Origin of the sequence: Ancylobacter crimeensis, assembly GCF_023016805.1 — a bacterium.
Taxonomy (GTDB): domain Bacteria; phylum Pseudomonadota; class Alphaproteobacteria; order Rhizobiales; family Xanthobacteraceae; genus Ancylobacter; species Ancylobacter crimeensis.
The window spans coordinates 160,912-181,012 of sequence record NZ_JALKCH010000009.1 but is presented as its reverse complement, the minus strand read 5'-3'; the positions used below and the strand labels follow the sequence as shown (position 1 = coordinate 181,012).

The window sequence follows — 20,101 nt, the reverse complement described above, 5'->3', positions numbered from 1 at the left end:
CGATAAAACAAAGTCTTACGACGATAGAGACTGGAGGGCGCGACCAATGAGGGCGGGTAGCACGCTGATGCGATACCAGCCGGGCGCCTCGATTCCCTCGCGCCCCTGGAAATAGGCGGCGTAGGCCTCGGCTGCGTGGCGTGCTGCCGCGATGTCGATGGGCGCGCCCTCCAGAGCCGCCTCCAGCGGGGTCCAGCGGCGGGCGACGGGCTCGACCGAGCCGACGGCGATGCGCGGTTCCATCAGGCGTCCGGCTTCGATCCGGGCGGACAGGCTCACGATGGCGACGGGATAATCGCCGGCCTTGCGCAGCGGCAGGCGGGTATGGGCGCTGCGGCGGTCGGCGCGCTCGATCCGGATGCGGCTGAGCAGGCGATCGCATGCAAGATATTGTCGTTTCAAGAGAAAATCGGATATCGTCATCCGCTCGACGCCGTCTCTCGCGACGATCTCAACGCTCGCTTCGAGGCAGAGCAGCGCCGGAACCAGATCGGCGGCGGCGAAGTCGGCAGCCATCAGGTTGCCGCCGATTGTGGCCGCCGAACGCACGGCGGGATTGGCGGAGCGGCCTGCGGCCTCGGCCAGCACGGCGAGGTCGGAACAGGGAGCGAGAGCGGCGGCGATCGTCGCGTGGGTCGCGCAGGCGCCGATCTCGACGTGCGCTGGAGTGACATCAACCCGTTGCAGTTCCTCGATCTTTCCCAGTGCTACATAGGCCCGGCCGAGCGGCTGGTGACGGATCGGTGCGCGCATGATCCAGGTGCCGCCGGCGAAAGCCGCACCCTCCGCGCCGCGCTCGCCGAGCGCGGACAGGGCGTCCCCGAGCGTCGGGGCGATATAGAGGGAGGGGTGTGTGTCGATCATGCGCAGGCCTCCGCGCCGGAGTGGCCGATCAGTCCGGTGTGGTGGACGATGAGTCCAGCGTACGGTTGGTCCCGTCTCATCCGCGCTGCTCCAGCCGGATCCGGTCGAGCACCACGCCGGCGATGACGATGGCGCCGAGCACCACCATCTGCACATAGCCGTCGATGCGGGTGAGGTTCATGCCGTTCGACAGGATGGTGACGAACAGCGCCCCCACCACCGCGGTGCCGACGCCGCCCCGTCCGCCGGCGAGGCTGGTGCCGCCCACCACGGCGGCGGCGATGGCCTGCAGCGACAGCGAGCCGCCGAGGTTGGGCTCGCCCGAGCCGGTGCGCGCCGTCATCATCAGCGCGCCCAGGGCGGCGAGGGTGGAGCACAGGATGTAGGTCGCCACCAGGATCGCCTTCACCGGGAGCCCGGCGACGGCGGCGGCGCGCGGATTGGTGCCGATGACATAGAGCGCGCGGCCGTAGACCGTGCGGGTCAGCACCAGATGCAGGACGATGCCGACCAGGGCGGCGATAAGGATGGCGGCCGGAATTCCGGCGATGCTGCCGCCATAGAACAGGTGCGAGAACAGATCCGGCACCCCCTGCACCGGGCGCCCGCCGGAGAGGGTGGTGGCGATGCCGATGGCGATGTTGTAGCTGCCGAGCGTCGCGACGAAGGGGCTGACCCCAAGCAGCGCTATGACGGCGCCGTTGAAGGTGCCGCAGGCGATGCCGAGGCCGAAGCCGGCGGCAAGGCCCATCAGCAGCACCAGGCCGGGGTCGTATCCCGCTGCCACCCCGCTCGCCATGGCGAGCGCCGCGCCGACGCTGACCATGGAGACGGTCGGCCCCAGCGCGAGGTCGAAGCCCCGCGTCAGGATCACCACGGTCTGCGCCATGGCGAACAAAGCGAGATAGCTGGTCTGTTGCGCGATGTTGAGCAGGTTGGCGAGCGAGAGCACCCGCATGTCCACCGCGGCGAAGGCGAGCAGCAGCAGCACCAGCGCGATCGGCAGCGCGGCCTGCACCGCGAGGCGGCGCAGCGCGGGAAGGCCGGAGGGGGAGGGGGCGGCGTCGATGTCAGACACGGGCGTTCCTCCGGCGGCCCAGCTCGTCCAGCGCCACGGCGGCGACCATGATCGCGCCGAGGAAGACCGGCTGCAGCCGCGAATCGATGTGCAGGAGATTCAGCGCATTGCCGAGGATGGTGAGGAACAGCGCGCTCAGCGCCACGATCTCCACCCGGCCGATGCCGCCGCGCAGGCTGACCCCGCCGATCACCGCGGCGGCGATGGATTGCAGCATCATGCGGTCGCCGCCGAGCGAGGCCTGCCCGGAACCGACCTGCGCGGTCAGCAGCAGGCCGGTGAGCGCGGCCAGCAGGCCGGACAGCATATAGGTGCCGACGAGGTGCCGGTTGATGGAAACGCCGGACACCACGGCCGCGTCCGCATTGCCGCCGATGGCGTAGACATAGCGTCCGAACAGGGTGCGGCGCTGGATGAACACCATCAACGCCAGCACCAGCAGCGCGGCATAGACTGCAGTGGGCAGGCCGAGGAACTGGGCGCGGCCAAACTCCTTCACGAAGCCCTGCGGCATGCCGTAGACCGGGATGCCCGAGGTGATCATGAGCGCGACGCCGGTGGTGGCCGACATGGTGCCAAGCGTGACGATGAAGCCCGACACCTTCAGTCGGGCGACGCACAGCCCGTTGACCAGCCCGACCGCCAGTCCCGCCCCGAGCCCGGCGGCGACGCCGGCGGCGGTGGCGAGGCCCTCGCTGCCGGGAAAGGCGGCCAGCGTCACCGCCATCACCTTGGCCGACACCACGCTCGCCAGCGCCACCACCGCGCCCACCGAGAGATCGAAGCCCCCGGCGATGATGACCATGGCCTGCCCGCAGGCCACGATGGTGAGGAAGGCGGTATTGCGCAGGATGTTGAGGATGTTGATCGGCCCGTAGAATTGCGGGTCGGTCGCCGCCATGCCGGCGACCAGCGCCACCAGCAGCACCGGCAGGAAGCCGATGCGCCGCAGCAGCCCGAGGCTGTGGGGCCGGGCCGCGCTCGCGAGGGAATGGGCGGTGCCGGGGGCGGTGGTGCCGGTGGTCGCGCCGGTCGTCGGGGTCATGCCGCCTCCGTCATTTCTTCGCGGAAGAAGCTGGCGAGCACGTTCTGCTCGGTCTTGTCCGCGCCGGTCAGCTCGGCGGCGACGCGGCCGTGATGCATGACATAGAGCCGGTTCGACAGCGCCAGCACCTCCGGCAGTTCGGAGGACACCACGATCACCGCCGCGCCGGCCTCGACCAGCGCCTTCATGAAGGCATAGACCTCCAGCTTTGCGCCGACATCGATGCCGACGCTCGGCTCGTCGAACAGGAACACCGATAATTCGCGGGTGAGCGCGCGGCCCAGCATCACCTTCTGCCGGTTGCCGCCGGACAGCGCGCCGACCGGCCGCTCGATATTGGGCGGGCGGAGTTTCAGCCGTTCCATGATGGCGCCGACCGCGCTGCGCTCCGCGCCCTGCCGCAGCACCCCGAAGCGGGCGAAGCGATCGAGGTCGAGTGCGGTGAGGGAAGCGTTCTCGCGGATGGGGCGGGACAAAGCGAGGCCCTCCGCCACCCGGTTGGCGGGGAAATAGGCGATGCCGCGCTTCAGGCTTTGCCGCGCGGTGGGCGCCTCATAGGGCGTGCCGTGGATGCGCACCGTGCCGTCGGCGACCGGCTCCAGTCCGTAGATGGCGCGCACCAGCTCGGACTTGCCGCAGCCGACCAGCCCGGCGATGCCGGTGATCTCCCCGGCGCGCGCATAAAGGTTCACCTCCTTCACCGTGCCGTCGGCGAGGGTGAGATTCTCGACATCCACCACGACCTTGCCGGGGGCATGCGGAATTTCGGGAAACAGCACGTCGATCCGCCGCCCGGTCATCAGCTCCACGAGGTCGCCATCGGTTGCGGTGGCGGCGTCGAGGGTGCGGATGTGGCGTCCGTCGCGCAGCACCGTGACCCGGTCGGCCAGCGCGCGGATCTCGCGCATGCGATGCGAGACATAGATGAGGCCGACGCCCTGGTCCTTGAGCCTGGCGATCAGCTCGAACAGGCGTCCGGTCTCGCGCTCGGTCAGCGAGGCGGTGGGCTCATCGAGGATCAGCAGGCGCACCTTGCCGAGCAGGGCCTTGGCGATCTCGGTCATCTGCTGGTGGGCGCGGGAGAGCCGGTCCACCCGCGCGCCGGGATCGAGATCGAAGCCCAGCTCCTCGATCAGCGCCGCGGCGCGCCTGCGCATCTCGCCGGCACGCAGCACCCCGCCGACGGAGGCCTCGCGGCCGAGGAACAGGTTCTCCTCCACCGTCAGGCTCGGCACCAGCGAGAATTCCTGGAACACGGGGGAGATGCCGATCGCCCGTGCCCGCTGCGGGGTGAGGTGGCGGATCTCCTCGCCGCCGAAACGGAAGCTGCCCTCGTCGGGCGGGAAGGTGCCGGAAATGACGTTGATGAGCGTCGACTTGCCCGCCCCGTTCTCGCCGAACAGGACGTGGAGCTCGCCCGCCTTGACGTCGAGATCCACGCCGTCGAGCGCCTTCACGCCGGTGAAGCGCTTCGAGATGCCGGACAGGGCCAGCAGGGGCGCGTCGGTCGGCGGCGGGGTGGTGGTGTCGATGTCCATCTCGTCTCCCTGATGCCGGTCCCGGGCGGGACGGTCGAAAGCTGCGTGGTCGGCGCACGGGTCCGGGGAGGATGTCTCCGGCGAGGGTGTCTGCGGCGAGGGTGTCGCCGGGACGAGCGGCGCACGGCCCCTCACCCCACCCCTCTCCCCGACGGGGAGAGGGAGCTGCAGCGTGCCGGCGGCGGTGCCGCCATCGGCTTGGCGGGACCCCTGTTCTTTCCTCTCCCGCTGGGGAGAGGTGGCCCGCGCAGCGGGTCGGTGAGGGTTCTCCCGGCTGCCGCGACCGGCCGGTCCCTCACCGCCGCCTCACTTTGCCTTCACCGAATAGACCGGCGTCCAGCTCGCGGGGGCGAGCACGAGGTCCATCTGGACCTTCGGCACGGTGGTCTTGTCGATCACCGCGGCGATCGGCTGGACCAGCTTCATCACCGGCTTCTTCTCGATCAGCCGCACCGCCTGGTCGATCGCGATCGCGCCCTCGCCGACCGGGTATTGCGTGGCGAAGGCGAGGATGTCGCCACGGTTCAGCGCGTCGAGCATCGCCTGGTTCTCGTAGGACGAGATGATCTTCATGTCGGGCCGCCCGGCTTCCTGAACCGCGCCGATCGCCGCCTCCGCGGTGGGGGCGGTGCCCCAGATCACGTTCATGGAAGGATAGGCCTGCAGCGCATCCTGGATGAGCTGGAGCTGGACCGCGACGCCGGAATCGCCGAACTTCTCGCCGAGGATCTTGGCCTTCGGGTTCTTGGCGACGGCCTTCTTGAAGCCCTCATTGAAGGATTCCGCCCAGCCCGAGCCGGCCGGGCCGGGGAAGGTGACGATGTTGAGCGCCTCGTCGGGCTTGGCCTGCGCCAGCAGGCCCTCGCCGGTGACCTCGCCCATCGCGGTGAAGTCGACATAGTTCGCCGCCGGCAGCGCGTCGGGCGGCAGCGGGTTGGTGACGCCGACCACCGGAATGCCCTTGGCCTTGGCCTCCTCGAACTTCTTCATCAGGCCCGCGCCGGAGATGGCGCCCACCACGATGGCGTCGGCGCCGCTCGCCATGCAGTCGTCGAACTGCGAGAGCTGCTTGGGCAGGTTCTCATAGCCGCCGGCCTCGTAGAGATTCATGTTCACGCCCATCGCCTGGGCCTGCTTGACGACGCCATAGGCCACCGCGACCCAGAAGCTGTCCTTCATGTGCGGGAACAGCACGCAGATGGTGTGCGGCTTCTCGGCCTTGGCGAGGGGGGTGTATTCCGCCGGCTTCGGGGTGCCCGAGGAGGAATCGTAGATCTTCATCGGAAACCACGGCGCGTCGGCCGCGGAGGCGGGGGTCGGAGTGGCGGCGAGCGCGGCGGCCAGAAGCGCGCCGGCGGTCACCGTGCCGAGGGCGAGGGTGCCGAGGCGCCGGAGCGGGGCCGGAGCGCCGGAGCGGGTGCGGGACGCGGATGCACGGTGGGACATCGTGTCGTTCCTTGAAGCTGGAAGGGGCTGGTTCGGACTGTTCCGGTTCTGGTTCGGTTTTTTGTTCTGGAAGGCTGCGACAGCGGAGGCACGCAAGCGGGAGGCACGCGGCGGAAGATCCGCAGGCGGGGGGATCCCGCTAGCCCTGCGCCCAGTTCGCCACCGAGCGCCGCTCGAAGACCTCGCGGAACTGGCGGGTGGATTCGGGCAGCAGCGCGCCGCTGCCCCAGTCGAGCAGCACCGCATGCTGGCGGATGGCGTCGAGCGCGTCGATCTCGCCGGCGCGGAAGCGGGCGGCGACGCTTTCCGGGTCGACCCGGGCATCGGCGACGCGGCGGGCGCGGATGGCGGCGCGCAGCGTCGCGGTGGCGGCCTCGTCGATGGCGTATTCGCACAGCTCGGCGTCGATGGTCTCGATCACCACGCCGTAATCCTTGGCAGCGCGCGCGACCGACACGTAATCGTCCTTCACGTCCTCCAGCACGCGGGCGGGGTCGCGCTCCAGCGGGTCGCCGAAGCCGCCGCCGCCGGCGGTGGGACGGGAGAACACGTCGCCTTCCCCGATCGGCACGTCGGAGAAGATGGAGCCGAGCCGCTCCTGCTCGTTAGAGCCGGCGCGCTGCAGGGTGAGGCCGTGCGGCATGGAGGGCAGGCCGCCCTCGATGCCCCACACCACCGCCCGCTCGCGGTCGCAGATATAGGAGATGACGGTCTTCTCGGCGGCGAGCATCTTCGAGGTCTTCACCACGCCGGCGCCGCCGCGCCATTTTCCGGGGCCGGGCGAGTCCTTCAGGATCTCGCATTCGGTGGTGAGGATCGGATTGGCGCGCTCCTGGCCTTCCACCGGCTGCGCCATCATGCCGGTGCCGAAGCAGGCGGTGGTGACGTTGGCGCCGTCCTTGCCGTTGCGCCCGCCCCAGCCGCCGGGCAGCCAGTCGTAGAACATGAAGATCGGCTTGTCGGCGACGCGAGCGTCACGTCCGCCGGTCAGCAGATATTCGAGGTTGAAGGCGCAGGCCAGCGCCCGCTCCGGCATCAGCTTCGACCACATCTCGTAGATGGCGTTCATGATCTTCTCGAACGGCATCAGGAAGCCGGTCACCGCCACCGGCCATTGCGCATCGACGATAGAGCCTTCCGGCACCTTGATCTCGAAGCAGCGATAGAAGCCGGAATTGAGCGGCAGGTCGGGGAAGAAGGTCTTCATCCCCGCCGCCACCGCCGAGAAGGTGGTGCCGAAGGCGGAATTGTAGATCGAGCCGATGACCGGGTGCGAGCCGGTGAAATCGTAGATCGCCTTGTCGCCCTTGATCGTCATCTTGATGCGGATCGGGATCATGCCCTCGCCGCCGGCGGGGTCGCGGTCGATGAAGTCCACCGTCTCCCATTCGCCGTCCGGCAGCGCCGCGATGCGCTGGCGGGCCGAGCGCTCGACATAGTCCTGCACCGCGGAAAGCCCCGTCTCCACGGTTTCCCGGCCATATTTGCCGACGAGCCGCAGGATCTCGCGCTCGCACACCGCGGTCGCCTCGGCCTGGGCCTGGATGTCGCCGATGATCGAGGCCGGGTCGCGGGTGTTGGAGGCGATGAGGTGGGCGACGTCGCGGCAGAACTGCCCCTTGGAGAACAGTCGCACCGGGGTGATGCGCAGCCCTTCCTTGAACATCTCCTTCGCCGACACGTCGAACGAGCCCGGCACCGAGCCGCCGACATCCGACCAGTGGCCGTTGGACTGCGAGAAGGCGATGATCCTGCCATCGGCGAAGATCGGCCGGATCAGGCGCACGTCGGAGAAATGGGTGCCGCCGGCATAGGGGTCGTTGATGGCGTAGACGTCCCCGGGGTGCATGTCGCCTTCGAAGTGGCGCATCACCTCCTTGCAGGTGAAGTGCAGGGTCCCGACATGCACCGCGATGTCGGCATTGCCCTGCGCGGCGCATTCGCCGCTGGCGTCGTGCAGCGCGCTGGAGAAGTCGTGATTGTAGATCACGAAGGAGTAGCAGGTCCGCAGGATCTGCTCACCCATCTGGTCGACGCTGGTGATGAAGGAGTTCTTCAGCACCTCGAAGGTCACGGGATCGAGCTCGGTGGCCATGGTGCTCAGCCCTTCACGCGGATGATGATGTTGAGGAACCGGTCGACTTCGGCCATCGCGCCGGGGGGCACCACGGTGGTGGAATCGAGCTGTTCCACGATGGCGGGCCCTGTGAAGGAGAAGCCGCAGGGCAGCGTGGCGCGGTCATAGACCGGGGTGTCGTGGCTCTCGCCGTCGAACCAGACCGGGCGGCGGGAGACCGGCGCCGGGGTTTGCCCGGTCGGCTCGTGGATGGCGAATTCGGCTTTCGGCACCACGCCGATGGCCTTGAGGTTGAGCCGGAAGAAGCTCACCGGGGCGTCGTCGCGGCGGAAATTGTATTCGCGCTTGTGCTCGGTGTGGAAGCTCTCGACCAGTGCCGCGATGGGGCCGATGGGCCGCGGCGCATCGACCGCCAGCGAGCGCCACTGGCCGCGATACATCATGTCGATGGAGCGCTGCAGGACGATGTCGCTCTCCGCCACGCCCTCATGGATGAGACGGGCGAGCGCTTCGGTCTCCAGCGCGACGAATTGGGCCTCGATCTCGGCGGGGTCGGCCTCGTCGGCCCCCACCATGCAGCTCTGCGAGAAATCGTGTTGCATGTCGACCAGCAGGCAGCCCAGCGCCGAGGTGACGCCGGGATTGAGCGGCACGATGACGACCGGGATCGACAGCTCGCGGGCGACATCCACCCCGTGCAGCGCCCCGGCGCCGCCGAAGGCCACCAGCGCGAAGTCGCGCGGGTCATAGCCGCGCGAGATCGAGATGAGGCGCACCGCATCCGACATGTTGGCGTTGGCGACCTTGAGGATGGCGTCGGCCGCCTCGTGAAGACCGAGGCCGAAAGGCTTCGCCACGCCCTCGTCCACCGCCGTCGTGGCGAGGACGGGGTCGAGCGTCACCTTGCCGCCGGCGAGCGAGGTCCCGAGCCGGCCCAGCGTGACGTTGGCGTCGGTGTTGGTGGGCTGGGTGTTGCCGTTGCCGTAGCAGGCCGGGCCGGGGAAGGCGCCGGCCGATTGCGGGCCGTTGCGCAGGCCGCCGGCCGGGTCGGTCCAGGCCAGCGAGCCGCCGCCGGCGCCGATGGTCAGCACCTCGATGGAGGCGAAGCGGATCGGGTAGCCGAACTCGATGTGCCAGTCCTTGGTGACGCGGGACTGGCCGTTCCAGGCCAGCGACACGTCGGTCGAGGTGCCGCCCATGTCGAGGCCGATGGAGTTGGGAAAGCCGCACAGGCTGGCGATGGTCCGGCTGGCGATGGCGCCCGCCGCGATGCCAGAGCCGGCGAGCCGGGCGGCGAAGTCCTTGACGCTCGCCGGGGTCATCACCCCGCCGCCGGTGTGCAGCAGCAGGAGGTCGCGGGTGTAGCCGCCTTCCGCCAGCTTGTCGCCGAGGCGGGTGGTGTAGTCGACCACCACCGGGCTCACCACGGCGTTGGCGACCGTGGTGGAGAAGCGCTCGTGCTCGAAGATCTCGGGCAACACCTGCGAGGAGATGGAGACCGGCACGTCGGGCATGGCGTCGAGCAGGATCTCGCGCATCCGCCGCTCATTGGCGCCGTTGAGATAGGCATTCATGAAACAGACGGCGATCGCGGCGACGCCCCGCTTCTTCAGGATGCGGGCGACCTCGCGGGCGCCGTCCTCGTCGAGCGGCTCGACGATCGTGCCGGCGGAATCGACGCGCTCATGCACGGTGAGGCGGTCGCGGCGCGGCACATAGGGCGGCACCACGTCCTTGTAGACGTCCCAAAGGTCTTCCTTGTTGGCGCGGCGGATCTCGATCACGTCGCGGAAGCCGTGGGTGCCCACCACCGCGGTGCGTGGCAGGCGGCGGGTGATCAGCGCATTGGTGGCGACCGTAGTGCCGTGGGAGAACAGCGCCACCTTGGTGAGGTCGATGCCGGCCTTGGCGACGCCACCCATGATCCCGTCGATGGGATCGCGGGTCGAGGAGGTCTTCTCGATCCGGATGAGGCCGGTCGCCTCGTCCATGATGCAGATGTCGGTGAAGGTCCCACCCACATCCACGGCCACACGGAGATTCTGCACGGTGCCGATCCCTCTGTTCCTGCCTGCCCGCTCACGCCCCGACAGGGGCCCGCACAGCCGCCACCGGCGGCCGGGCGCGAGCCCGGACCCCGGCGAGGCGCGGTGCGCAACGCGGTATCGGAGATGTCTGGAACCGGATTAAACGAGGTTTCCCGACGGGACTCTTGACGCTCAGCGCAGGAATTCTTGCGCCTCAGGGCATTTCGCGCCTGCAATAACGGCGGTGCAGAAAACTGATCGAAAAAAGGGCAGGAGAGGTGTCGCAGCCGGACCGCTCCGGTGACGAAGGCGTTCCGGGGAAGCGGCTCGCAAAGAAAAGGCCCGCCCTTTCAGGCAAGCCAGTTCGAGGCGCGTGGCCTCGGGGGAAATGTCGTTCCGGGCGGCCCGAGGAGGATGCCGTCCGTCACTCCCGGCCCGCGGCGCGGGCGTCGCTCGGGGTGCAGCCGAAGCGGGCGCGGTAATTGCGGCTGAACTGGGCCTGGTCGCCGAAGCCCCATTCATAGGCGATCTGCGAAATGGCCTTGCGGCAGGCCGGGTCGCGCAGCATGGCGTCGCAGGCGAACAGGCGCTGGTTGCGGATATAGGCGCAGACAGTCGTGCCCTCGGCCTCGAAGATCTGGTGCAGATAGCGCAGCGAGATGCCGCAGCCATCCGCCACCATCTGCGGCACGAGGCGGGTGTCGCCGAGCCGGGTGCGGATGAACTGCTCGCAGCGGTGCAGATGGGCGTTGCGCACCGAGGAGGAGTTGGAGCCCAGCACCCGCTCGTCGGATTCCACCGCCATCGCCAGCAGGTCGACGAGCTGCCGGCCCATCAGCGCGCGGGCGGCCTCGTCCATCTCCTCCAGCCGGGCGCCGGTGAGGCGCAGCATGTCGACGAACAGCGCGCCGACGCTTCGGGTGGCGTCGAATTGCAGGGTGGCGAGGCGTTCCGGCGAGCCGAGGCGCGCGCGCAGGACCGCGCTCGGGATCTTCAGCACCCACAGCGAGGCGGCGTCGCGGTGGCTGAACTCATAAGGAAGGTGGCTGCGCTCGATGAGGAAGGCGCCGGGCCGGCAGCACACGTCGCGACCGTCCTGCTCGAAGCGGATCTCGGCGAGCTCCGGCACGGTGATGAGGTAGCTTTCCTCGCGCTCGCCGACCAGATGGTGTTCGCTGCGGCGGTAGAGCAGCCCCTCGCACACATTGCGCGACACCGCGACCGGGCCGAGCGACCAGGTTTCCAGCGAGCCGGAGAAGGCCGAGCCGGGGCCGAAGCGCAGATCGAGGGGGAAATAGGTCTTCGAGACGGCGTCCTGCCAGAACGCGCGGCGGGCGACCGGCGCCGCATGGCCGGTGGAGTAGCTGGCACGCATGTCACGCTCTCCCTATCGATGGAAACGACGCCGCTGTAGCGCATGAAGGCACGTCATCCGGGGCGGGGCATTTCCGGCGGCCCCGGAGGCAGGGAACGGGCGCTCCCAGGACCGGGGAGCGCCGGGTCGTTTCCGCGAGCGTCCCTCGCGGCCGGCCGTCGCGTCGCGGAAGGCCCCTTCGCCACCCGACGATAGCGGCTCGCGGCCGTGCTGCCCAGCGACGTGCCGCGCCTCACGCCATCCACGGCTTCAGCGCGGCCTTGAGGGCCATGGCGAGCTCGGCCGCGTTCGGGGTGTCGGAATGGATGCAGATGGTGCTCGCTTCCATCGGGAAGGTGGTGCCCGCGATGGTGGTGGCCTGCTTCGCGCCCATCACCTTCACCGCGCGGCGGGTGACCTCTTCCGGGTCGCGCCAGTCATGGGTGCGGGTGATGATGAGCCGGCCCTCGGCATCATAATCGAGGTCGGCATAATATTCCGACATGAAGCCGAGGCCGCGCGCGGTGTAGACCTCCTCGTGCAGCGTGCCGGCCATGCCGATCACCGGCAGGTCGTAGACGACGGCGGCGTCGGCGATCGCCTCCGCCACCTCCGGCCGGCGCATCGCCGCGCCATAGAGCGCACCGTGCGGCTTCAAATGGTTGAGCTTCAGCCCGGCGGCATCGAGGAAGCCCTTCAGCGCGCCGATCTGGTAGAGCACGCAGGCGGCGAGCTCCTCGCGGCCCATCGCCATGTCGCGCCGGCCGAAGCCCTGCAGGTCCGGGAAGGAGGGGTGGGCGCCGACCGCGACGCCGTGTTCCTTGGCGAGCCGAACGGTCTGCGCCATCACCGCCGGGTCGGAGGCATGGAAGCCGCAGGCGACGTTGCCGATGTCGATATGCGGCATGATCCCGGCATCGTCGCCGCAGCGATAGAGCCCGTAGCCCTCGCCCATGTCGCAATTGATGACGACGCCCATTCGCGTTTTCTCCCGGCTGAACCGTCACGGAGCGTGGCGAGGCGGGCCGGGCGGCGTCAAATCGTATTAAGCGGCCTTCGATATCTCAATTTTCGATAGCCTCCTCCAGCGCCCGCCTCCGCGCCTCCGCGCCCGCCGCGCGGCCCGCTCCGACGCCGGCAACGGCGAAGCGCAGGAAGTCGCGGAAGGCCCCGGTCGCCGGCGAGGGTGCGGCATCGCGCCGCCAGGCGAGGCCCACATCCATGCTCGGCACCTCGTCCTCCAGCACCCGCGTCTCCAGCCGCTGGCCCTCCAGCGACCAGGGCCGGTAGACGAGATCGGACAGGATGGTGACGCCCATGCCGCCCGCCACCATGGAGCGGACGGCCTCCACCGAGGAGGTGCGGAAGATCTCGTGCGGCTCGGTGCCTGCAAGGCTCCAGTAGCGCAGCGCGGTGTGGCGGGCCTCGTCGACGGTGAGCATCACATAGGGGTAGGTCGCGACGTCGGCCAGCGTCACGCTCTCGGCGCGGATGAGGGGATGGTCGGGCGCGGTCCACAGCCGGCGCGAGGAGCGCAGCAGGGTCTCGCTGGCGAGGTTGTCGCCATCCTGCAGATTGGACACGAGAATCACCGCCACATCGAGCGCCCGGTCGACCAGCGCCCGCTCCACCACGTCGCGCGGCGCCTCGAACAGCTCCAGCGTCACGCCCGGGAAGCTGGCCTTGAAGCGCACCAGATGGCGCGGCAGGAAATAGCCGGCCACGGTGTAGGTGGTGCCGACGCGCACCGTGCCGGTGATCGGCTCGGCGCTGCCGCGCACGCCCCGCACCGCATCCTCGACGGCGGCGAGGATCTGACGCCCCTGCAGCAGGAAGCGCCCGCCCTCCAGCGTCACCGCGACGCCCGAGGTGGTGCGCTCCAGAAGCCGGGTGCCGACCATCGCCTCGAGCTGCTGGATCGCGGCGGTGACGGCGGATTGCGAGACGTTCAGCTCCACCGCCGCCTGGCTGATGCGCCCGGTCTCCGCCGCGGCGACGAAATAGCGGATCTGTTTCAGCGAGATCGACACGGCATCAGGCTCCCGGAGCGCGCGGGGCGGCAACCCGGCGCGTCCCGATACCGTCATGCTATCTGATTTTTCGATGTCCCGGATTGCTTAATGCTATTTCTCAGCGCGAGGCGCATTTGCAACTCTCGCGGCGACGCAGATGAGAGGGAAGCCCATCATGACGGTGAAGACGATCCAGGCGCCGCTTCCGGGCACCTTCTACCGGGCTTCCGGTCCCGACGAGCCGGTCTTCAAGTCCGAGGGCGACGCGGTCGCGATCGGCGACACCATCGGGCTGATCGAGGTGATGAAGTCCTTCACCCCGGTCATCGCCGAGGAGGCCGGCACGCTCGTCGCGTTCCATGTCGAGAACGAGGACGCGGTGATGGCCGGTCAGGCCCTCTACGACCTCGACGCCTGACCATGGCGATCCAAAGCCTGTTCATCGCCAATCGCGGCGAGATCGCGGTGCGCATCATCCGCGCCGCCCGTGCGCTCGGCATCCGCACCGTGCAGGCGGTCAGCGCGGCCGACGGCGACATGCTCGCCGCCCGCCTCGCCGATGCCGTCGTGCCGGTCGGCCCTGCCCATGCCAGCAAGTCCTATCTCAACAAGGAGGCGATGGTCCGCGCGGCGGTGGAGAGCGGCTGCGACGCGGTGCATCCCGGCTATGGCTTCCTCTCCGAGAACGCCGATTTCGCCGCCATGGTGGAGGCAGCGGGGCTTATCTTCGTCGGCCCCGCGCCCGAGACGATCCGGCGGATGGGCGACAAGGCGCAGGCCCGCCGCGAGGCCGAGGCCGCTGGCGTTCCCACCGTTCCCGGCACCGACGGCGTCGTCTCCGACCTCGCCGCCGCGCAGGCCGAAGCCGAGCGCATCGGCTGGCCGGTGATGATCAAGGCCGCGGCGGGCGGGGGCGGGCGCGGCATCCGCGTCGCCCGCGACGCCGCGGAGCTCGCCACCCTGTTCCCGCAGGCCAGCGGGGAGGCCCGCGCCGCCTTCGGTGATGGCGGGCTCTATCTGGAGCGCTTCATCGCCCGCGCCCGCCATGTCGAGGTGCAGGTGCTGGGCGACGGCGTGCGCGCCATCCATCTCTATGAGCGCGAATGCTCGCTGCAACGGCGGCGCCAGAAGGTGTGGGAGGAGGCGCCCGCCGCCTGCCTCACGCCCGACCAGCGCGAGGCGCTCTGCGCCTCGGCGGTGCGGCTCGCCGAGCGGGTCGGCTATCGCGGCGCCGGCACGCTGGAATATCTGTTCGACGGCGAGACCGGGGAGTTCTTCTTCATCGAGATGAACACCCGCATCCAGGTCGAGCATCCGGTGACCGAGATGGTGACGGGCATCGACCTCGTGCAGCAGATGATCCGCATCTGCGGCGGGGAGACGCTGGCGCTGGCGCAGGAGGATATCCGGCTCGACGGCCACGCCATCGAGGTGCGGATCTGCGCCGAGGACCCGGACGCCGATTTCCGTCCCTCGCCGGGCACCATCACCGCGCTGGCTGTGCCGGAGGGCGACGGGTTGCGCTTCGACACCATGCTCTTTGCCGGCTATCAGGTTCCGCCCTTCTATGATTCGCTGCTCGGCAAGCTGATCGTCCATGCCCCGACCCGCGCGGCGGCGATCGCGGCGCTGGCCGGCGCGCTGGAAGGGCTCAAGGTGGAGGGGCTGCCCACCACCACGCCGCTGCACAGCGCGCTTGCCGCCGATCCTGAGGTCCAGGCCGGCACCGTGCACACGCGCTGGCTGGAGGGGTGGCTGGAAGGCCGCGCCGCCGGCGCGTCCTCTCCTTCCGCATCGCCCGTCGTTCCCTCTCCGGCCTGAGGAGCCCGCCATGAAGACCCGCTATTCCTTCGGCGGCGACGAGCACGTCTTCGTCGAGATCGACGAGGAGATGTCGCTGGAGGCGTTCTTCAAGAGCCTCTCCATGACCAATGCGGTGCGCGAGGCGAAGATCGCCGGCGTGACCGAAATCTGCCCGGCCAATGCCTCGTTCCAGATCAAGTTCGACCCGGACGTGATCGCCCCCAACGACATGATGGCGGAGCTGAAGGGCTTCGAGGCGGCGGCGGAGAGCGCGGAGAAGACGATCTCCACCCGGATCATCGACATTCCGGTGCTCTATGACGATCCCTGGACCCGCGAGACGCTGATGCGCTTCCGCGAGCGGCACCAGGATCCCTCCGCCACCGATCTCGAATATGCCGCGCGGGTGAACGACTTCCCCGATGTCGACGCCTTCATCGCGGCGCACGCCGCCGCGCCGTGGTTCGTCTCCATGGTCGGCTTCGTCGCCGGGCTGCCCTTCACCTACCAGCTCGTCGAGCGCGAAAAGCAGATCGAGGTGCCGAAATATCTGCGCCCGCGCACCGACACGCCGCGCCTCACGGTCGGCCATGGCGGCTGCTTCGGCTGCATCTATTCGGTGCGCGGTGCCGGCGGCTACCAGATGTTCGGGGTCACCCCGATGCCGATCTACGATCCGAAGGGCGAGATCGGCTACCTGAAGAAGCTGATGCTGTTCCGGCCGGGCGACATCATCAAGTTCCGCGCCATCGACCGCGCGGAATATGACGACACCGTCGCCGCCATCGACGCCGGGAGGTTCGTGCCGCGCATCGCGGAGGCCTCTTTCTCGCTCGATGATTTCACCGCCGACCCCGCCGGCACCAACGCCAAGCTCCTGGAGACGCTCGATGCCTGAGGCGGCCCGCTCCTTCAAGGTCGTGAAGCCAGGCCTCGCCACCACGGTGCAGGACCTCGGCCGGCCCGGCTATTACCATCTCGGCCTGCCCATCTCCGGCGCCATGGACCGCCTCGCCCTGATCGCGGCCAACCGGCTGGTGGGCAATGAAGACGGCGCGGCGGCGCTGGAGGCGGTGTTCCTCGGTCCCGAGCTGACCTTCGCCGCCGACGCGCTGGTCGCGGTGACCGGCGCCGACCTGCCGCCGAAGGTGGACGGCGTCGAGCAGCCGGGCTGGACCGCGTTCACGGTGGCCGCCGGGCAGACGCTCTCCTTCGGCTTCCTGAAGGGCGGCGCGCGCGCCTATGTCGCCATCGCCGGCGGCATCGACGTGCCGGAGGTGCTCGGCTCGCGCTCGACCTACGCGCTCGGCGCGCTGGGCGGTTTCGAGGGGCGGGCCCTGAAGGCGGGCGACGTGGTGCCGCTCGGCACCGCGAACGGGACCGGCCGCGAGGGCGCATCCATCCCCCCCGCCGCGCGCCGTCCGGTGGCGAACGAGATCCGGGTGCTGCCGGGGCTCTACTGGCACCGCATCACGGAAAGCGCGCAGGACGGCTTCTTCGAGGACACGTGGAAGGTCGCCCCCGAAGCGGACCGGATCGGCTACCGCTTCCGCGGCGGGCGCAAGCTCGACTTCGTGCCGCGCGAGCAGCCATTCGGCGCCGGCTCGGACCCCTCCAACATCGTCGACAGCTGCTATCCCTATGGCTCGATCCAGGTGCCCGGCGGCACCGAGCCGATCGTGCTGCACCGGGACGCGGTGTCGGGCGGGGGGTATTTCATGATCGGCGCGGTGATCTCCGCCGACATGGACCTGATCGGCCAGCTTCAGCCGCACCAGGCCGTACGCTTCGCCGCGGTGACGATGGAGGACGCCCTCAAGGCCCGGCACGACGAGACCGCGCGGCTGAAGGCGACGGTTCCGGCCTGATTCAGCCTGCTCGCAGCGCCTCCGCCTCCCGGCCGTCCGCCTCGTCCATCTCGGTGAAGATGCGCGCGAAGGCGGAGATATCGGCGAAATAGGCCGGCTTGATCTTCTCGATCTTGCTGGAATCGATGACGAGATAGGCGGTGCCGGCCCGCGCCAGCACCGCCTGCTTCACCGGCACCTCGTGGAAGTTCGAGCAGGTGACGCCATTCTGCGCGTGCACGCCGCCGGCGGAGAGGAAGGCCTTGCCGATGCCGACACGTTCGAGGCTTCGCAGCGCCTCCTCGCTGGAGAAGGTCTGGGAGGAGGCGTGGAACAGGCCGCCGAGCAGGATCAGGCTGGTATTGGGCCGCATCGCCACCCGCGCCGCGATGTTCATCGCATAGGTGATGACGGTGAGCCGCCCGGTGGTGGGCAGATGCTCGATCATCGCCGGCGTGGTGGTCCCGCAATCGATGAAGACGGTGTCGTCCGGCTCCACGAGCCGCGCCGCCGCGCGCCCGGCCAGCCTCTTGGCCTCGGCATGGGCATCGGCCTCGGCGTCGAGCCGGTAGGTGGTGGCGCGCTCCCCGCCGGCCGGCAGGATGTAGCCCCCCAGATAGCTGAACAGATGCGCCGATGAGGCGAGGTCGCGGCGCACCGTCATCTCCGAGACGCCGAGATGCTCGGCGGCGTCGCGCAGATGCAGCACGCCGGCGGCGCGCAGTCGCTCGTCGAGCTGTCGGATGCGTTCGGACTTCTTCACGGCATTCCCCGGTCTGCCCGTCTTCCATCTCCTGGCGGCCTTGACTCGTCAAGGTGCTTATGAAACGGTCGTCACAAATAATGTGAAGATTATAACATACCAACGCCAAATCCCGCAGGTAGTTGACGACATGACGGACACGGAACAGGTCGGCTCCCGCGATCCGCGCGAGCTTGCGCGGTTCATCGACCATACGGTGCTGAAGGCCGAAGCCTCGCGGGCCGAGGTGGCGCGCTATTGCCAGGAGGCGCGGGCCAACGGCTTCGCCTCGGTCTGCGTGAACGCGGTCCATGCCGGATTCGTGGCGGAGCAGCTCGCCGGCAGCGGGGTGAAGACCTGCGTGGTGGTGGGCTTCCCGCTGGGTGCCAGCGGCGCGGCCGCGAAGGCGGACGAGGCCGCGCTGGCGATCGCGGCCGGCGCGCAGGAAATCGACATGGTGATCGACATCGGTGCGCTGATCGAGGGCGACCTCACCCGGTGCCGCGCCGATCTCGATGCGGTGCGCGCGGCGACGCGAGGGGCGGTGCTGAAGGTCATCATCGAGGCCTGCCTGCTCGACGATGCGCAGAAGGAGACCGCCTGCCGCCTCGCGAAGGAGGCCGGCGCCGATTTCGTGAAGACGTCGACCGGTTTTTCCACCGGCGGCGCCACCCTTGCCGACATCGCGTTGATGCGCCGGGTGGTCGGCCCCGCAATGGGGGTCAAGGCCTCGGGCGGCGTGCGCACCGCCGAGGCCGCCTTCGCCTTTCTCGATGCGGGCGCCACCCGCATCGGCGCCAGCGCCAGCCTCGCCATCGTCGGTGCCGGCAAGATCACGTCCGGCAAGACCACGTCCGGCGACACCGCGCCGGCGGCGGCCGGCGGCTACTGAGCTACGCCTTTCTACGCCTGCACATACAAGCAACGCCTGCAAGCACAAGAATGTCTGGGAGGACATCATGAGAAAGACACTGCTCGCCCTTGCCACGGGCCTCTCGCTCTTCGCCGGCCTGCCCGCGATGGCCGACGGCGTGGTCGACACCAGCCAGCTCCGCAAGGACATCACCTCGGCGGCGACGGGCAAGAAGTTCTCCATCGCCACCGTGGTGAAGGTCGACGGCATCGCCTGGTTCGACCGCATGCGCGACGGGGTCAAGCAGTTCGGCACCGACACCGGCATGGATGTCTGGCAGGTCGGCCCCAGCCAGGCGGACGCGGCCGCGCAGGTGCAGCTTGTCGAGAACCTGATCGCGCAGGGGGTCGATGCCATCTGCATCGTGCCGTTCTCGGTGGAGGCGGTGGAGCCGGTGCTCAAGAAGGCGCGCGACCGCGGCATCGTGGTGATCGCGCATGAGGCTTCGAACCTCAAGAACGCCGACTATGTGCTGGAAGCGTTCGACAACAAGGCCTATGGCGCCAAGCTGATGGAAGTGCTCGGCAAGCAGACCGGCGGCAAGGGCAAATACCTCGCCACGGTGGGCAGCCTCACCTCGCAGTCGCAGAACGAGTGGATCGACGGCGCGATCGCCTACCAGAAGGAACACTTCCCGGGCATGGCGCTCGCCACCCAGCGCCTCGAGACCTATGACGACGCCAACACCGACTACAACCGCCTGTCCGAGGCCCTGACCACCTATCCTGAGGTCAATGGCATCATCGGCGGCCCGATGCCGACCTCGGCCGGCGCCGGTCGCCTGATCGCCGAGCGCGGGCTGAAGGGCAAGGTGTTCTTCTCCGGCACCGGCCTGCCCTCCGTCGCCGGCAAGTACCTGCAGGACGGCGATATCCAGTACATCCAGTTCTGGGATCCCGCCGTTGCCGGCTACGCCATGAACGAACTCGCCGTGCTCGCCCTCACCGGCAAGACGGACGAGATCAAGGCCGGCCTCAATCTCGGGCTGAAGGGCTATGAGAAGCTCACCACCCCGGCCGGCGCCGCGCCGAACCTGCTCTATGGCCAGGGCTGGGTCGGCGTGACCAAGGACAATATGGATCAGTACAAGTTCTGAGGCCGGCGGCACGGCTTCGGGCCGTGCCGTCCGTTCCGACGGTTGCGGTCCTTTGCTGCCCGCTTCGTCCATTGACATCATCTCGGACGGCCATGGGCCGGTCCGGGGTCTTTGGAGGAAGAGCCGGCAATCCCGACTGCCGATCCGGTCGGGATGGTGGCTGGAGGGTGAGGCAGCTCCCTCTCCCCGCGTTGAACGCGACCGTTGCCGCGTTCAACGTCTGGGAATGCCCATGACGGATATATCCCTCATGGGGAAG

The 20,101-nt window shown here is 69.0% G+C and carries 17 protein-coding genes; 6 read left to right on the top strand and 11 right to left on the bottom strand.

Annotated elements, in window-relative coordinates; translation table 11 throughout:
- Window positions 1-15 precede the first annotated feature (15 nt).
- The 10 genes from MWN34_RS14800 to MWN34_RS14755 form a co-directional block, all read right to left on the bottom strand.
- Window positions 16-864: an FAD binding domain-containing protein gene (locus MWN34_RS14800; RefSeq protein WP_247030079.1), complete on the bottom strand. Its 849-nt coding sequence runs from the start codon at window positions 862-864 to the stop codon at window positions 16-18.
- Between the two features lie 76 nt (window positions 865-940).
- On the bottom strand, window positions 941-1,942 hold the full coding sequence (locus MWN34_RS14795) for an ABC transporter permease (RefSeq protein WP_247030078.1): 1,002 nt from the start codon (window positions 1,940-1,942) through the stop codon (window positions 941-943).
- The gene (locus MWN34_RS14790; protein ID WP_247030077.1) at window positions 1,935-2,987 is read right to left on the bottom strand and encodes an ABC transporter permease; all 1,053 of its coding nucleotides are present in this window, start codon (window positions 2,985-2,987) and stop codon (window positions 1,935-1,937) included. Before MWN34_RS14790 ends, MWN34_RS14795 begins: the two co-directional genes overlap by 8 nt.
- Window positions 2,984-4,525 (bottom strand): sugar ABC transporter ATP-binding protein, encoded by a 1,542-nt coding sequence (locus MWN34_RS14785; protein WP_247030076.1) that lies wholly within the window; start codon window positions 4,523-4,525, stop codon window positions 2,984-2,986. Before MWN34_RS14785 ends, MWN34_RS14790 begins: the two co-directional genes overlap by 4 nt.
- Window positions 4,526-4,831: 306 nt before the next feature.
- A complete protein-coding gene (gene torT, locus MWN34_RS14780) occupies window positions 4,832-5,971 on the bottom strand; it encodes a TMAO reductase system periplasmic protein TorT (protein WP_247030075.1) in 1,140 nt (379 codons plus the stop codon).
- Window positions 5,972-6,110: 139 nt separating this feature from the next.
- On the bottom strand, window positions 6,111-8,066 hold the full coding sequence (locus MWN34_RS14775; RefSeq protein ID WP_247030074.1) for a hydantoinase B/oxoprolinase family protein: 1,956 nt from the start codon (window positions 8,064-8,066) through the stop codon (window positions 6,111-6,113).
- A gap of 5 nt (window positions 8,067-8,071) precedes the next feature.
- Window positions 8,072-10,096 (bottom strand): hydantoinase/oxoprolinase family protein, encoded by a 2,025-nt coding sequence (locus tag MWN34_RS14770; protein ID WP_247030073.1) that lies wholly within the window; start codon window positions 10,094-10,096, stop codon window positions 8,072-8,074.
- A gap of 403 nt (window positions 10,097-10,499) precedes the next feature.
- Window positions 10,500-11,450, bottom strand: a complete 951-nt coding sequence (locus MWN34_RS14765) for an AraC-like ligand-binding domain-containing protein (RefSeq protein WP_247030072.1) — start codon at window positions 11,448-11,450, stop codon at window positions 10,500-10,502.
- 232 nt (window positions 11,451-11,682) lie between these two features.
- A complete protein-coding gene (gene pxpA / locus MWN34_RS14760) occupies window positions 11,683-12,408 on the bottom strand; it encodes a 5-oxoprolinase subunit PxpA (protein WP_247030071.1) in 726 nt (241 codons plus the stop codon).
- An 85-nt stretch (window positions 12,409-12,493) separates the two neighbouring features.
- Window positions 12,494-13,459: a LysR family transcriptional regulator gene (locus MWN34_RS14755; protein WP_247030070.1), complete on the bottom strand. Its 966-nt coding sequence runs from the start codon at window positions 13,457-13,459 to the stop codon at window positions 12,494-12,496.
- 157 nt (window positions 13,460-13,616) lie between these two features.
- On the opposite strand from MWN34_RS14755, the gene MWN34_RS14750 reads away from it, so the two are divergent.
- The 4 genes from MWN34_RS14750 to MWN34_RS14735 are packed head-to-tail and all read left to right on the top strand — an operon-like array spanning window position 13,617 to window position 17,112.
- Window positions 13,617-13,859 (top strand): acetyl-CoA carboxylase, encoded by a 243-nt coding sequence (locus MWN34_RS14750; protein ID WP_247030069.1) that lies wholly within the window; start codon window positions 13,617-13,619, stop codon window positions 13,857-13,859.
- 2 nt (window positions 13,860-13,861) lie between these two features.
- Window positions 13,862-15,262, top strand: coding sequence for an acetyl-CoA carboxylase biotin carboxylase subunit (locus MWN34_RS14745; RefSeq protein ID WP_247030068.1), 1,401 nt, complete (start codon window positions 13,862-13,864; stop codon window positions 15,260-15,262).
- Window positions 15,263-15,272: 10 nt separating this feature from the next.
- The gene (locus MWN34_RS14740) at window positions 15,273-16,142 is read left to right on the top strand and encodes a 5-oxoprolinase subunit B family protein (protein WP_247030067.1); all 870 of its coding nucleotides are present in this window, start codon (window positions 15,273-15,275) and stop codon (window positions 16,140-16,142) included.
- Window positions 16,135-17,112: a 5-oxoprolinase subunit C family protein gene (locus tag MWN34_RS14735; protein WP_247030066.1), complete on the top strand. Its 978-nt coding sequence runs from the start codon at window positions 16,135-16,137 to the stop codon at window positions 17,110-17,112. The genes MWN34_RS14740 and MWN34_RS14735 overlap by 8 nt, the downstream gene beginning before the upstream one ends.
- A gap of 1 nt (window position 17,113) precedes the next feature.
- Here the strand turns inward: MWN34_RS14735 and MWN34_RS14730 are convergent, their stop codons facing one another.
- Window positions 17,114-17,854 (bottom strand): DeoR/GlpR family DNA-binding transcription regulator, encoded by a 741-nt coding sequence (locus MWN34_RS14730; protein WP_247030065.1) that lies wholly within the window; start codon window positions 17,852-17,854, stop codon window positions 17,114-17,116.
- Between the two features lie 130 nt (window positions 17,855-17,984).
- On the opposite strand from MWN34_RS14730, the gene deoC reads away from it, so the two are divergent.
- Together deoC and MWN34_RS14720 are read left to right on the top strand one after the other, a co-directional pair.
- Window positions 17,985-18,725 carry a deoxyribose-phosphate aldolase gene (gene deoC, locus MWN34_RS14725; protein WP_247030064.1) on the top strand — a complete coding sequence of 247 codons (741 nt, stop codon included), beginning with the start codon at window positions 17,985-17,987 and terminating at the stop codon, window positions 18,723-18,725.
- 67 nt (window positions 18,726-18,792) lie between these two features.
- The gene (locus MWN34_RS14720) at window positions 18,793-19,842 is read left to right on the top strand and encodes an autoinducer 2 ABC transporter substrate-binding protein (protein WP_247030063.1); all 1,050 of its coding nucleotides are present in this window, start codon (window positions 18,793-18,795) and stop codon (window positions 19,840-19,842) included.
- The last annotated feature ends 259 nt before the right edge of the window (window positions 19,843-20,101 follow it).

What these genes read in the sequence shown, in the direction of transcription:
- MWN34_RS14735 (WP_247030066.1), top strand. Translation starts at nt 16,135, where the DNA reads ATGCCTGAGGCGGCCCGCTCCTTCAAGGTCGTGAAGCCAGGCCTCGCC.
- MWN34_RS14745 (WP_247030068.1), top strand. Translation starts at nt 13,862, where the DNA reads ATGGCGATCCAAAGCCTGTTCATCGCCAATCGCGGCGAGATCGCGGTG.
- torT (WP_247030075.1), bottom strand. Translation starts at nt 5,971, where the DNA reads ATGTCCCACCGTGCATCCGCGTCCCGCACCCGCTCCGGCGCTCCGGCC.
- MWN34_RS14740 (WP_247030067.1), top strand. Translation starts at nt 15,273, where the DNA reads ATGAAGACCCGCTATTCCTTCGGCGGCGACGAGCACGTCTTCGTCGAG.
- MWN34_RS14790 (WP_247030077.1), bottom strand. Translation starts at nt 2,987, where the DNA reads ATGACCCCGACGACCGGCGCGACCACCGGCACCACCGCCCCCGGCACC.
- deoC (WP_247030064.1), top strand. Translation starts at nt 17,985, where the DNA reads ATGACGGACACGGAACAGGTCGGCTCCCGCGATCCGCGCGAGCTTGCG.
- MWN34_RS14775 (WP_247030074.1), bottom strand. Translation starts at nt 8,066, where the DNA reads ATGGCCACCGAGCTCGATCCCGTGACCTTCGAGGTGCTGAAGAACTCC.
- pxpA (WP_247030071.1), bottom strand. Translation starts at nt 12,408, where the DNA reads ATGGGCGTCGTCATCAATTGCGACATGGGCGAGGGCTACGGGCTCTAT.
- MWN34_RS14720 (WP_247030063.1), top strand. Translation starts at nt 18,793, where the DNA reads ATGAGAAAGACACTGCTCGCCCTTGCCACGGGCCTCTCGCTCTTCGCC.
- MWN34_RS14750 (WP_247030069.1), top strand. Translation starts at nt 13,617, where the DNA reads ATGACGGTGAAGACGATCCAGGCGCCGCTTCCGGGCACCTTCTACCGG.
- MWN34_RS14800 (WP_247030079.1), bottom strand. Translation starts at nt 864, where the DNA reads ATGATCGACACACACCCCTCCCTCTATATCGCCCCGACGCTCGGGGAC.
- MWN34_RS14765 (WP_247030072.1), bottom strand. Translation starts at nt 11,450, where the DNA reads ATGCGTGCCAGCTACTCCACCGGCCATGCGGCGCCGGTCGCCCGCCGC.
- MWN34_RS14785 (WP_247030076.1), bottom strand. Translation starts at nt 4,525, where the DNA reads ATGGACATCGACACCACCACCCCGCCGCCGACCGACGCGCCCCTGCTG.